Origin of the sequence: Paenibacillus durus ATCC 35681 (assembly GCF_000993825.1) — a bacterium.
GTDB lineage: Bacteria > Bacillota > Bacilli > Paenibacillales > Paenibacillaceae > Paenibacillus_AQ > Paenibacillus_AQ durus_B.
The window spans coordinates 4,510,272-4,523,528 of record NZ_CP011114.1; the positions used below are offsets into that span (position 1 = coordinate 4,510,272).

Consider the following 13,257-nt stretch of genomic DNA (forward strand, 5'->3'; position numbering starts at 1 on the left):
CTGCCGGAACCCATGAGGGCCACAGCAGGCTTATTGGCGTTTTCTTCATTTTGATTTCGGCTTGCGGGATACAAGCCTAACCAAATCCAGCGTCAGAACGGGCAGGGACAGGGAGACGGGATAAGCCAAGTAGCGGGGTTCCCATTCCGGTGAAAATTTTTCTTTATAGCGGCGCAGGCCCAAGAATCCGTACCAATGCCCTCCATGCTTGAACACGACATGGGCCATTTTCTCTTCGCGAAGCGCTCCTGGGTTCCGCCCTACGCTGGACAGGGGCGCGTTGCCAAGGTTAAACCGCTCGTATCCCTGAGCCTTCGCCCATTCCAGCAGGGAAATAAACAGGAAATCCATCGTTCCGTTCGGACTTTTCAGGCGGTGGCGCATCAGGTCGATTGAAATGGTAACTCCTCCGTCATAGCCTGGTGCGAGCGAGGCAAAGGCGATAACGGCGCCCCCGGCATCCCGAAGGAGGGCAATCGGCGCAAGCTGCAAATAGGATTCGTCAAACCATCCGAGCGAAAATCCTTTTTCCGCCCGGCCTCTCAGCCATTCCTCCGAAATCGAATGAAGTTCTTTCAGCAGCTCCGCCGCAAACGGAGGCTCCGCCAATTCAAACTTGCAGCCTTCGCGGACAAACCGGTTCTTTACGCTCCGCAAGTCGCTGTTTCCCTTGCCGCTTAGAGTGAACTTGTCCAGCGGAACCAGCGCCTCCTCGCCGAGCTTAAAGAAATGGTAGCCCTGCTCATGGTAGATCGGCAAGTAGTCAGGCGTCGCCTGGTAGAAGACGGCGGAAAGTCCGTACCGGTCGGCCTCGGTCCGGAATTCGCTGATTGCGTCGTTCACCAGACCTTTGGGTCCAAGCGGGTCGCCAAGCACGACAGCCTTGTCCCGCACTCTGGCGAACGGAAGCATGACCTTGCCGTCCTGCGCCCAGTAGAAGCTCTTGTCCCCCGTGAAGAGCATATGGGTCAGCGCGTTCCCGGATTCCGACTTAAGATAACGCCTTAGCCGGTCCATATCCGGCGGCGCGGTTAATGCCTCCGCACGGCGGTTGGGCCGAAGCGCCACAATCATCGAGAACAGCAGCCACGCGGTCACAAGTCCGCCCACAGCCGAAAAGGCAAAATGGCTGTGCTGCTGCAGCCACTCGGTCGGCGCGCCGGGCCGCAGAGCTTTAAAGAAGCCGCGATGCGAGTAGCTTGCCAGCAGATAGTAGCTCAGGGCGATACCGGAAGTCAGCAGCAGCCACCACAGCAGGCTTTGCCGCGAAATCGGCGCGCTGACCCGGTAGAAACGCGCCCTTGAAATCCATAGAAGAAAGGCCACTAACAGCAAAAAGAGCGCCTCTTCGTAATCAAATCCCTTGGTGAAGGCAAACACGGCGCCAAGAGCCAGCGTAATGCTTGACCAGATATAGGCTCTACGTATCCGCAGCGAGATGCCCCGGGACAGCAGCACCAGCATAAAACCGATGACCACGGCCAAATGATGCGATACCCGCATGATCGGAAGCGACAACAGCTCCTCCATGAAGCGCAGACGGTAGAGCAGCTCGGGCGTAGCCGCCGACAACAGCAGAAGGAGGCCGGCTGCAAGCACAAGCTTGCCGAGCGCCCACACGCCAAGATCGCTAAGGAAGGTATATTGTCCAGGCCAAGTCCAAATCCTCTGCCAAGTATTAAGGGGAGTTTCCAGCGCCGAGCTGCGCAGTAGCCGTATGCCCTGCTGTCCGATTTCAAGCGCAGCCAGCACAAGCCCGATCAGCCATGGAATAACAAAATAGAACAGCCGGAAAATGACGAGCACAGCCATCGCCCGCTCGCTGGAATAGCCCATCTGCTGAATTCCCAGCAGCGCGATAAGATCAAATGCGCCGATCCCTCCGGGAGCCATGCTGAGTATGCCCGCAATCGCCGCGATCACATACAGGCTCATCATCGGCTGAAAAGGAGCGCCGCCCAAAATATGCTTCGCGATCACCGAAAAGGTAATTCCCGCGCTTAGCCATTCCAACAGCGAGGAGCCTACCGAAGCGTATACCGTCATCCACGGCGTTTTTCCTTCTCCCCGGTTGATCCATTTGGCGAACAGCGAGGAGCGCTGCAGCATGATAAAGAAAGGCAAATACAGCGCCATACCCCAGACGGCGAATACAAGCCAGCGATGCTTATGAAACAGCCCCTCCGCCGGCAGAATGCCGAAAATGCTGGCCCAGGACAGCAGCGACAGGCCCGTAATCATCAGCGGAGACAAAAAAACGATCGCCGGTGTCAGGACCGCTGCGGGTACTCCGCTTTTTTTATAGAGCAGCGTACGTAGGCCGACTCCAGCCAGACCGGCAAATCCGATCAAATTATTAAAGGTATTGGCAATCCACGAATAGCGGAAGGTGCTCCAAACCCCGATTTTCATCCGATAGTGGGCCCGGATTAGAAAATCGTAAGCGCTCATCAATGCAACCGCCGCCAACGCCGTCCCCATCATCTGCATAATGCCCTGCGCCGGAATTAGCCTAAGTTCCCGCAGCGTCTTGGCAAGCCGGACTCCTTTCAGTTCATGCTGCCCTTCCCAATACACAAACGCGATAATCAGTACAGGGACAAGCACCCGTACCGCCTTGATGCGATAAATGGACGCCAGCAGCCTTATCAATTTTAATTGTTCTAATCTTGGTTTATGTGCATGCATATCTCTACCTGCCTTTGGTTGCATAAGCCGGGTCTTCGCCCTTTGCGGGCCAGAAATACGGCTGTCGTGAGTATTATATCCATTTGACGGCAGCCATTTCCAAATTCCCTGAAATCCTTTAAAAATCCTACCCCGAACAAGCCCCTTTATGCAACAAATGACGAAAAAACCATGCCAAAACTCGCTCCTTTTGTTTCGTTCATCCCTTTGTTATAAGGCCCTCCCCTTATACCATTGCCCGTCAAAAGAAAGGTTCAGCGCCTGTCCGAGCACAGTGCCAAATTGTATGAAATTTCTTCCGGTTGCCGTGATCAGATTCCCGTCCCGGACCACAGGCTCCCCGGAATAATTCTCCGCTTCAAAAACGCCTGTCTTTTTCCGATTTTCCTCGGTCATTCCGATCGTATATTTCTTCCCTTGCAGAAGCCCTGCTTTTGCCAGCAGAAACGGCGAACTGGAAATACTTGCAATGACGGAAGCATTGCTCCCTGTTTTCCGTATAAATTCAATTAAATCCGCCTCATTCTGCAATGCCAGTACATCCATACATCCTGTTAACAAAAGGCTGTCTATTTCCGCCTGGTTGGCCTGGTCAATCGTCGTATCGGGAATACATGTCAGCCCTGCCTCTCCCCTAACCGGCCGATCATTCAACCCTATCGTTACAACGGGCTTCTTCCCTTGCATAAGAATGGACAATGCGACAGTCAGTTCGTATTCGCTAAATTTCGGATACAATAGTACCGCCGTTTTTTTCACAGATTTCCCCCGCTCACCGCGATATAACCGCAATCATTATATATTATTTCAGACTTTTCCAAGTGTACCATAGCTGGCTCCATTGAGAAACTGGTACCCTAGCGGTACTGCGCGTCATGCTTGAAACCTCGTTGTTCACCCCCGGAAACGGCTATTCCCAGAATGCATCCTTCCATAACGGAGCTGCAAGTCGCCCTTAAGACTTTAGAAAAGCTTTATCCTAACCAAGAGTTCAAGATAACTATCTGAAATCTATAACAATAGCCGCGGCAGCATGCCGCGGCTAAACGTATTTCAGGCTTCAGATCTCAATAACTCCGCAGGCTTATTCGAGCGTTTCGGCAATACCGGCTTACGCCCCCTTTTGTCCAACGGCCTTTCTTGCCCGGCCGCCGATCAGCAGGATGCCCAGCAGAATGATCCCGAGCCCCCCCACCGTATTCAAATAGATCGGTTCATGCAGAAAAATGACTCCCCACAGCAGTCCGAACACCGGGACAAGAAAGGTTACGCTCACCGTTCTGACCGCGCCCACACTGGCGATCAGCCGAAAATAAAGCAGGTAGGCAAAAGCGGTGCATGCCAGCGCGAGGCCAAGCACCGACAGCGCCGCTGCCATTGTCGGCCGCTCCGGCGGCGGGAATACCGCAGCGAGCGGCAGCAGCCAGATCGCGGCTCCAAGCTGCTGGCCGATGGCGAGCGTCAGCGGCTGCACTCCTTTGCCGACCCGTGCGGCATAGAGCCCCCCGAATCCATAGGCCAGCGCGGCCCCCAGCGAGAACAAGACGGAATACAGCACGGTCTTGTCCAGCGGCTCCGGGCTCCAACCGACCAGAACCCCAACGCCGCCCAGCCCCAGAATAAGTCCAACCGACCGGGTCAGCCCGGGTCTCTCCCCGCCGGTACCCCAAGCTGCCAGGGCCGCAAAAATCGGCGTGGTCGCATTCAGAATGGCGGCCAGGGATGCGTTCAGGTGCAGCTCCGCCGCGCAGATGAGTGAGAACGGCAGCGCAGCGTTCAGCCCGCCCAGCAGGAGAAACGGCTTCCAGTGCCTGCGGATCTCGATCCGGCTGCGTGCAAGACTTGCGTAGAGCAGCAGGGCGGCGGCCGCGATGGCGACTCTAAGCTCGGTCGTCACGACCGGCCCGAAGACCGGCGAGGCTATGCGCATGAACAGAAAAGAAGCGCCCCAGACAAGGGCCAGAAGGAGCAGGGCCGACACATCCTTTCGGTTCATTCGGCACGCCCCTTTCTTCTCACCAGCAGGCTGTACGACAGTACGGAGCAAATGCCTGCGACCACAATCACCGTCCCCATAGGCAGCGCGGTTTCCCCGCCTCCCATGCCCACAAGCGGAGACAATAGCCCGCCTGTCAGCAGCGGAAGCAGTCCAAGCATGGCGGAGGCGCTGCCCGCATTGTCTCCCTGATCCTGCATCGCCAGCGAAAAGGAGGCCGTTCCCACAAGCCCCACGCTGGAGACGATAGCGAACAGCGCGATCAGCAGCAGCGGAAGCCCGCTGGCCGTTACAATCGAGTACATAAGGAGCAGCCCGCCCAATAAGCACTGAAGAAGACCCCATACTAGCAGCCTCGTCTCTCCGATCCGTCCCGACAGCTTGCCGGCGATTTGTCCAGTAATGATAATGCCGAGGCCGTTCACGGCGAAGATCACGCTGTATATTTGCGGAGATACGCCGAACATATTTTGCAGTACAAAGGATGATCCGGAAATATAGGCGAACATCGCCCCAAAGACAAAGCTTTGCGACAGGACATAACCCATAAACTTAGAATTGCGCAGCAGCTTCCCGAAGGTCATCAGCGTCTCCTTAAGCCCGCCCTTGGAGCGGCGGTCAGGCGGCAGGGTCTCCGGCAGGCGAAGCCAGATGGTCAGGCAAAAAATCACACCCGCTCCGAACAGCACGAAAAAAACGCCCTGCCATGTCGTAAACCGCAGCAGCTGCCCGCCGATCACCGGCGCCGCGATCGGTCCCAGGCCGTTAACGACCATCAGCAGCGCGAAGAACCGGGTCAGTTCCGAACCTGAGAAGAGATCACGAACGGCGGCCCGGGATATGACGACTCCGACTGAGCCGGACAGTCCCTGGATCAGACGCATTATTACCAAAAAGCCGATGGAAGGGCTGAATGCGCACAGCAGCGAGGAAAGGGCATATACAGCCATTCCGATCATTAGCGGGCGGCGGCGTCCGTACACATCGCTCAGCGGCCCGGAGAACAGCTGCCCAAGCGCCAGTCCGATCAAAAAACAGCTTAAACTGAGCTGTGCGAGCGCAGGCGAAGTTTCAAACGATCTTCCCAGCTCGGGAAGCGCGGGCAAATACATATCGATCGACAGCGGACCGATGGTAGCGACCGCGCCCAGAATGATAGCCAGCTGAAGCCTTAGCTTCCGGGAAGACCGGACGGCGGCTGGTTTAAGTCCACTTGCTTTCGTGTTCATATCCGTTGTTCTACCTTTCTGTTGTAACCAAATAAGGCCGTTTATGTATCTCTTCATACTACCCGAGGCAAGCCGAAATGTTCAATGTAAACTTTGAGAATATGTATCCCAGCCCGCCGCCGGTTCGTCTCACGGTTCTCCAAGATATGAAATCCATATTCAGGATATCTTCAGCTCCGGCTTCTATAATGGCTGTATTTTAAGACAAGAATGAGAGGAGAATAGCCCGTGAGCCTGATTAAAAATCATAAATGGACCGCCGCCCTGGCCTTGGCGCTGCTGATATCGCTGGGCATTTGCATATATTCCTTGGCAAAAGTGAGCGGCAGCGCCGCAGGTACCGGCTCCGGCATGCGGCAGTGGGGCGGCGAAGGAGCCTCCTTCCGCAGCGGAGAGAGAGGCGTATTTCCGGGGAACCGGAACGAAGCGCAGGCCGCTGGGCAGCAGAGCAGATGGGAGGGCGGTCTGCAGAGCACGGCGGGCGCCAGTGATTCCAGTGCGGAAGATGGCTCCGGGCAAGGACAAGACGGCGGCCAACAGAGCGAAGCGCCGGGCGATCCGCAGAATGCAGCGGACGGCGGCGGTTCCGGTTCCGGATTCACACGCCCTGCCGGGATGAACCCTGGCGGATTCGGAAGCGACAGCAAGTACGGAACGGTACTGGCCGTCTACGCGGCGCTGTTCGCCGGGCTGCTGGGGGCGGCCTTCTACTACGCGAAGGCGGGCAGGCTGCGCATTAACGAGAGCCGCAGAGGGCTCCTCGCCTTCTTGCTGCTTGCAGCGGGCCTGTGCCTGAAGCTTGCCGCCGCCCCCTGGATTTCCGGGTACCGGGGCGACATCCGCTTCTTTACAACCTGGGCGCAGGAGGCGGCACACGGCCTTGGCTCCTTTTACGAGAACAGCTCCAGCGATTACCCGCCGCTATACATATACATCCTGTACGCTACCGGCAAAATCGTCACACTGACGCATATCGAGCCCTTTTTCCTGACGCTGATCAAGCTGCCCTCCATAATCGCGGATGCGGTTACTGCCTGGCTGCTGTATAAGGCGGCTAGCCGCCGCCTCCCATTTGAGACGGCGCTCCTGATTGCCGGATTCTACATGTTCAACCCGGCGGTGCTGATCAACGCCACCTTCTGGGGACAAGTCGATTCCTTGTTCACCATGATCGTAGTCGCGGCCGTTCTTGCGGTGACCCGGCGGAAGCTTGGCTGGGGGGCCTTTTTCCTCACCCTCTCGATTCTGATGAAGCCGCAGGGCATCATCTATACGCCGGTGCTGCTGTTCGCGCTTCTCCGGACGGGCAAGCTTGGGCCTTGGTTCAAAGCGGCGGCGATCGCCGCCGTGACAACCGTTCTCGTCGCCCTGCCCTTCTCTGCGGGTAAAAACCCACTGTGGCTCTATCAGTTGTACAGCGGCACGGTGAACGAATACCCGTATGCATCGGTTAATGCCTTTAATCTGTTCGGACTGCTCGGGGCCAACTATGAGAATTCTTCATCTATATTCCTGCTCTTCAGCTACCATGTCTGGAGCTTGATCTTTATCGCCTCCGCTACGATACTGTCGGGCTGGTATTACTTGCGCAGCCGCAGCGCGGCGTTCGCCTTGCTGTCCGCCCTGCTGCTGATATCCGGCGTGTTCACCTTCTCATCAAGCATGCATGAGCGCTATCTATTCCCGGCGGCGGCGCTGGCGCTGCTCGCCTACATCTACTTCAAAGACAAGCGCCTTCTGTGGATGGCTTTTGGCTTCAGCGCGACGATCTTCCTCAACACCTATGCTGTCTACTACGGCTATACGAGCCGCGACGGCCACGTCGGCTTCCTGCTGTTCTTCTCGGCGCTGCTTAACATTACCATGTGCATCCTGCTCGTCAAAGTGATGCTCGACTTGTCGCGGCGGCAGACCACCCCTAATCTTGAAGCGGTTCTCCTTCCGGAGCGGCTGTAAGCCTTGCCCCCGGCCGGGTCCCGCTAACGTAAGGCAGCGGCATTCCCAGGACATGATTTCCTCGTCCCGGAGCTCCCGCTGCTTTTTTTCTTAAATAAATCCGCCATTAACACGAACGGTCTGTCCCGTCACCCACTGCGATTCCGGGCTGGCCAGGAACAGCACAACCTTCGAAATGTCCTCCGGCTCAGCCAACCGTCCTAATGAATTGGCACTGCCCACCGCCTTGATCTGCTCCTCCGTTTTGCCTACAGTAAACAACTCCGTGTTGACCGGACCGGGCGAAACCGCGTTAATGGTAATCCCTTTCGGTCCAAGCTCTTTTGCTAACTGACGGGTAAACTGCTCCACGGCTCCTTTCGTTCCGGCATAGGTGCTATAAGTCGGGAGCATATGGCCAATCACCGATGTGGAGAAGTTGATGATGCGCCCGTTCTCCTTCATATGCAGCGCCGCCTGCTGGATGGCAAAAAACGTCCCTTTGACATTAATCGCGAACTGCTTGTCGAAATCCTCCTCTGTAATGTTCGCAAGCGGCTTCGTAATTATAATCCCGGCGTTGTTGACGAGAATATCCAGCTGCCCGTAAGCGTCCAGCGTCTTCTTGAACAAGCTCTCGACTTCCGCCACCTTGCTGATATCCGCCTGTATCGCCACCGCTTCTCCGCCGCTCTGTTTGATTCCGGCCACCACTTCTTCCGCTTTTGCCGGACTGCTTGCGTAATTGACGACAACCTTCGCCCCTTGCTCCGCCAGCTCCTCCGCAATTTTCCGGCCTATTCCTCGCGATGCGCCCGTTACCAAAGCGACTTTGCCTGCAAGCTTCTTTTCCATCGTAAATCCCCATCCTTTTTTGGTATTGTGTGTCTTTGCTGTGCTTGATGATTTGATTATAGAATGACACAAAACAAATGTCAACTGACATAATTATATTTTTGTCATTAGTTATGCAAACAAAAAAATACGCCTCTTAGAAACAAACACCCGGAATAACCCGTTCTGTTTCTAAAAGGCGTATTTTACTTAAGGCCGGAAAGAATCAAGCACCATACCGTTTCGAAGTCTTCGTCGATCGTTTCGGACGACCATTCCTGGGCATGGGCAGGATGATGAAAGCTTTCTGTTGCCATGAACACAGCCTTTGCAATGGCATCTGCCGAATCCGGTTTGAATTCGCCCGCCTGCATGCCGCGTTCGATAATCGATGCAATCTGCTCGATCAGGCGATGGATGTGCATCGCGATCATGTCGCCTATTCTCACCGTAACGTCGGCGTACATGACAAACATCTCGGGATCATCCATAGCATGCATCCGCTTCTTCTTGATGAGCGTCTCCATCCACAAGCGCAATTGCTCAGCGGCGCTCCCCTCAGCCTTATCCGCAATCTCCTGCAGAGGTTCGGCAATGCTTTTATCTAGCCATCTCTCCGTAACGGCCTCCCGTAAAGCAGCTTTGCTCGCGAAATGCCGATATAGCGTTCCGTGACTGACTTCAAGGTATTTGGCTATATCTATAACGGAGGTTTTATCCGGCCCATAACGCCGCAGCACCTGTTCCGCGGCATCCAAAATCATGTCTTTCGTCAATGGCAGATCATTGGTCATATTACTAAAAGAGCAATCGTTCTTTGGTTTAGCTGCCGACTCATCATTTGATTGCTCGCACGCCCCCTCTAATTATTATCATAGCACAAGAAGCGGCTTCAACAAATAACAATATCTTTATTTTGTCATTTATTATAAATAGATGGTGCCTTATCAGGGTCACTGTCACGAAAAAAAGAACGCAGGACCAGCGCCCTCGCCTCTGATCCTGCGTTCTCCTATATGTTAACGGGCCGCCCTGCGCTTAAAAGGCGCAAGACCATCCCGGAGCTGCCCGGGCACACGCCCGGCGCATCATTTAAAGCTTTGACCGTCCAGCCAGTCCTTCGCCGCTTCCGCTTCGGCGGCGCTCAGCCGATGTCCCTGGTTGCTCCAGTGCACTGTCACGTCAGCGCCCGCGCTTGCCAGCAGCTCGTGAAGCTCCTTAGTCTCCGCGACTGAGACTAGGGGATCGTTAACGCCTGCGCCGATGAAGACGGAGACGCCGTCAAGCGGCTGGGGAGTGAGCCCCCGCAGCGGAACCATCGGATGCAGCAGCACCGCGGAAGAAAAGAGGTTCCCGTAATGCAGCAGCAGACTGCCCGCGATATTGGCTCCATTGGAATAGCCGACGGCCGTAAGCCGGGCGGGATCGAAGCCGTATTTTGCCGCCGCCTCGTCCAGAAAAGCTTTCAGCTCATGCGTCCGAGCGACCAGGTCGGCTTCGTCGAATACACCTTCCGACAGACGCCGGAAGAAACGGGGCATCCCGTTCTCCAGCACGTTGCCCCGGATACCCAGCAGGGACGAGCCCGGCGACAGCATCTCGGCGAGCGGGAGCATATCATGCTCGTTGCCGCCCGTCCCGTGGAACAGCACCAGCGTCGGCTTGGAGGAATCGGAACCTTGCTGGAAGATATGAATCATTTTTCCTTCACCTCAATTTCCCGCACCTCAAAAGGAGCCAGGTTGCTCTCAATCTCCGCCCGGTGCGGCTCATACCATGCAGGGAGCATCAGCTTTTCGCCCAGATGGTTCGGGTCCTCATCGTTGGCAAAGCCAGGAGGATCAGTCGCAATCTCGAACAGGATACCGCCCTCTTCACGGAAGTAGATGGCGTTGAAGTAATTCCGGTCCTGCACCGGAGTCACATGAAAGCCCCGGGTCTGTACGAATTCTCTCCATTCCAGCTGCTCCGCATCGTCTTTGGCGCGCCATGCGATATGATGCACCGTACCGCTTCCCCCGGCGCCAAAAGGCAGCGGGTCAGTCTTGATATCGATAATATTGCCGTACGGTCCTTCCGATTTGAAGCGCACATAACCGTCTCCTTCGGCGATTCGTTCAAATCCGAGCGTGTTAACCAGCGTATCTTCCGTGCTCGCCGGATTGATGCTGTACAGCACCGCTCCGCCGAATCCCTTAATGGCATGCTCTACCGGAATTCCGCCGAACGACCAAGCGCTCAAAGGCCCTTCTTCACGCTCCACCAGTTCGACCCGCAGGCCGTCGTAATCAGCCAGGGAAAGATAGGTCTCTCCGATGCGATGAACATTGGTATAGGGAATGTCGTAGGCGTTCAACCGTTCTTCCCAGAATCCGAGTGAGCCGACGGGTACAGCATAGGTCGTCACGCCGACCATGCCGCTGCCGATTCTTCCCTTACGTCCTATAGGCGAAGGAAAGAACGTAATGATCGTGCCCGGCGTGCCGCTTTCGTTGCCAAAGTACAGGTGATAGACCTCGGGCGCGTCGAAATTGACTGTTTTTTTCACGAGCCGCAAACCAAGAATGCCTGCATAAAAATCCGCGTTCCGCTGAGCGTCCTGAACGAACGCTGTAATATGGTGAATCCCTGCAGTTTGAAGTGTCATAATAATCTTTCTCCTCTCGGTATTAGAAATTAGTAGTTAAATCGGCTTAGAACAACAGATGATCCAGTGAAATCGAGCCTGGGCCCGCCAGCGCGACACCCGCCGCCACAACAAGCAATGTCAATGGATATTCATAACCGTTCGCAGTGGCCCAGAAACCATTAGACAAATGCACTTTCATCGCTCCGGCCATGGCCAGGATCAGCATCACAGCCCCCACCGGCGTGAACAGCCCCGCCGCGAACAATAGTCCGCCGCCAAGCTCAAGAATTCCGGCCAGCACCGCCATCGCCACGCCCGGCTTAATGCCGACCGATTCCATCCATCCGCCTGTTCCCTTCGGACCGTAGCCTCCGAACCAGCCGAACAGCTTCTGCGCTCCATGACCGATAAAAGCAACACCGATAAACAAACGAATCAACAGCAATCCTATACTAATCATTTTTAACTCTCTCCATTCTCTTGTGTTTAATAATCTTTACTTTAAGATATTTAGTAAAAATTTATGGGGCTTCCCGGCAATTAAGCTAGGAACCGGCCCCTTTACCAAGCAGCTTCAACCATTCGGTCGCCTGCTCCTTCTCCTCCGTATTCAGTCCGCCCATCATTCCGTGGAGCATCGCTACATGCTTCGGAAAAATTTCGTCGAACAGCTTACGGCCCTCTTCAGTAATCTCCGCGTAAGTCACGCGTCGGTCCTCGCTACAGGGAACGCGCTTCAGCAGCCCCTTCTTCTCCAGCTTGTCGATGTTATAGGTGATGCTCCCGCTGGTGACCAGAATCTTCTCTCCAATCTGCTGCAGCGGAATGCGGGTTCTGTGATAGAGCACCTCAAGCACCATAAACTCGGCGGACGACAGCCCGTAGCTCTTCATATCCTTGACCGCCCGGTCCATCAGACTCCGGTAAGCCTTGGACAGAACCACGAACAACTTCAGCGATGCCGCTTCATCCCGGCCGCGTACATCTCCGGCTACGATTAGCTCTTCTTTCGGTCCGCTCATTTCAATCACCTCCGTGTTCATTAAGTATCTTTAAGATAATTATCTTTAACTTAAGATAAATATACATCCTTATTTTTATTTTGTCAACACTCTCTGCAAAATAAACCTGAGGCGCTTTATGCATAGGCCGTAAATTGACCTTACCCTCAAAAGGGCGTATCCTTTTCTTTGCGAAAAAAAGATATTTTCTATATATAAGGAGGGCTGCGCGGTGACTTCCCGCTTTGACCCCGGCAATGCCGGGGAACAAGATTTATCCAAGCCAGGACAAGCCCTCCCGGGCGTCCTGATTGTAACCGCCGTGGAGGCCGAGGCGGAGGCCGTCCGGCGCGGTCTCGGCGGCGCGGCCGGTTTCACCGTCATTGCCGCGGGTGCGGGCCCTGCCGCGGCGGCGGCCGGAACTGCCGCTGCGCTTGCAGCCGGCTCCTACGGCTGCGTCGTCAGCGCCGGGATCGGCGGCGGCTTCCCCGGCAGGGCGGCGTTCGGCTCGCTGGTCGTTGCAAGCGAGCTGGTCCACGCCGACCTTGGGGCCGAGACGCCGGAGGGCTTCCGCAGCGCGGCCGAGCTCGGCTTCGGCCGCACGCATTACCCGGCCGACACGGGCCGGGCAGCGAGGCTCGCCGCCGGACTTGCGGCGGCGGGGCTTGACGTGAGCACGGGACCCGTGCTCACGGTCTCGGCGGCGACCGGCACCGCAGAGACGGCCGCCGCCCTCGCGGCGCGCGTGCCTGGCGCGGCCGCCGAAGCCATGGAAGGCTGCGGGGTCGCCGCAGCCGCGCTGGCGCGGAATCTCCCGGTGCTGGAGATTCGCGCGATCTCGAACCCGGTCGGTCCCCGCGACCGGGATGCCTGGCGCATCGGCGAGGCGCTGGAAGCGCTCGCCGCAGCCGGGCCCATCCTATCGGAGGTGCTGAAATGACCGCA

General features: G+C 56.1%; 12 protein-coding genes. 2 read left to right on the top strand and 10 right to left on the bottom strand.

Translation table 11 applies throughout. The features are described 5' to 3' along the window. Positions 1-45: 45 nt before the first annotated feature. The 4 genes from mprF to VK70_RS21030 all read right to left on the bottom strand — a co-directional run bounded on the left by mprF (position 46) and on the right by VK70_RS21030 (position 5,913). Positions 46-2,688, bottom strand: a complete 2,643-nt coding sequence (mprF, locus tag VK70_RS21015; protein WP_025694178.1) for a bifunctional lysylphosphatidylglycerol flippase/synthetase MprF — start codon at positions 2,686-2,688, stop codon at positions 46-48. 210 nt (positions 2,689-2,898) lie between these two features. Continuing rightward, the gene (locus VK70_RS21020; RefSeq protein ID WP_025694179.1) at positions 2,899-3,447 is read right to left on the bottom strand and encodes a DJ-1/PfpI family protein; all 549 of its coding nucleotides are present in this window, start codon (positions 3,445-3,447) and stop codon (positions 2,899-2,901) included. A gap of 352 nt (positions 3,448-3,799) precedes the next feature. Further along, complete coding sequence (locus tag VK70_RS21025) at positions 3,800-4,684, bottom strand: DMT family transporter (RefSeq protein ID WP_046723723.1); 885 nt, start codon at positions 4,682-4,684, stop codon at positions 3,800-3,802. After that, positions 4,681-5,913 (bottom strand): multidrug effflux MFS transporter, encoded by a 1,233-nt coding sequence (locus tag VK70_RS21030; protein ID WP_025695453.1) that lies wholly within the window; start codon positions 5,911-5,913, stop codon positions 4,681-4,683. The genes VK70_RS21025 and VK70_RS21030 overlap by 4 nt, the downstream gene beginning before the upstream one ends. A 228-nt stretch (positions 5,914-6,141) precedes the next feature. Between VK70_RS21030 and VK70_RS21035 the strand changes: the two genes are divergently transcribed. Then, on the top strand, positions 6,142-7,869 hold the full coding sequence (locus tag VK70_RS21035) for an MptA/MptB family glycosyltransferase (protein WP_025695454.1): 1,728 nt from the start codon (positions 6,142-6,144) through the stop codon (positions 7,867-7,869). Positions 7,870-7,959: 90 nt separating this feature from the next. Here the strand turns inward: VK70_RS21035 and VK70_RS21040 are convergent, their stop codons facing one another. The 6 genes from VK70_RS21040 to VK70_RS21065 all read right to left on the bottom strand — a co-directional run bounded on the left by VK70_RS21040 (position 7,960) and on the right by VK70_RS21065 (position 12,333). After that, on the bottom strand, positions 7,960-8,703 hold the full coding sequence (locus tag VK70_RS21040; RefSeq protein ID WP_025695455.1) for an SDR family oxidoreductase: 744 nt from the start codon (positions 8,701-8,703) through the stop codon (positions 7,960-7,962). Between the two features lie 185 nt (positions 8,704-8,888). Next, positions 8,889-9,476 carry a TetR/AcrR family transcriptional regulator gene (locus VK70_RS21045; protein ID WP_025695456.1) on the bottom strand — a complete coding sequence of 196 codons (588 nt, stop codon included), beginning with the start codon at positions 9,474-9,476 and terminating at the stop codon, positions 8,889-8,891. 294 nt (positions 9,477-9,770) lie between these two features. Beyond that, positions 9,771-10,382, bottom strand: a complete 612-nt coding sequence (locus VK70_RS21050) for an alpha/beta hydrolase (RefSeq protein ID WP_025695457.1) — start codon at positions 10,380-10,382, stop codon at positions 9,771-9,773. Continuing rightward, entirely contained in the window at positions 10,379-11,329 is a 951-nt protein-coding gene (locus VK70_RS21055) for a ring-cleaving dioxygenase (protein ID WP_046723724.1), read from the bottom strand. Before VK70_RS21055 ends, VK70_RS21050 begins: the two co-directional genes overlap by 4 nt. A 46-nt stretch (positions 11,330-11,375) precedes the next feature. After that, positions 11,376-11,771, bottom strand: coding sequence for a DoxX family protein (locus tag VK70_RS21060; protein WP_025695641.1), 396 nt, complete (start codon positions 11,769-11,771; stop codon positions 11,376-11,378). 85 nt (positions 11,772-11,856) lie between these two features. Next, positions 11,857-12,333 carry a MarR family winged helix-turn-helix transcriptional regulator gene (locus VK70_RS21065; RefSeq protein ID WP_025695642.1) on the bottom strand — a complete coding sequence of 159 codons (477 nt, stop codon included), beginning with the start codon at positions 12,331-12,333 and terminating at the stop codon, positions 11,857-11,859. Between the two features lie 286 nt (positions 12,334-12,619). Between VK70_RS21065 and VK70_RS21070 the strand changes: the two genes are divergently transcribed. Continuing rightward, positions 12,620-13,252 (top strand): futalosine hydrolase, encoded by a 633-nt coding sequence (locus VK70_RS21070; protein WP_046724472.1) that lies wholly within the window; start codon positions 12,620-12,622, stop codon positions 13,250-13,252. Positions 13,253-13,257 lie beyond the last annotated feature (5 nt).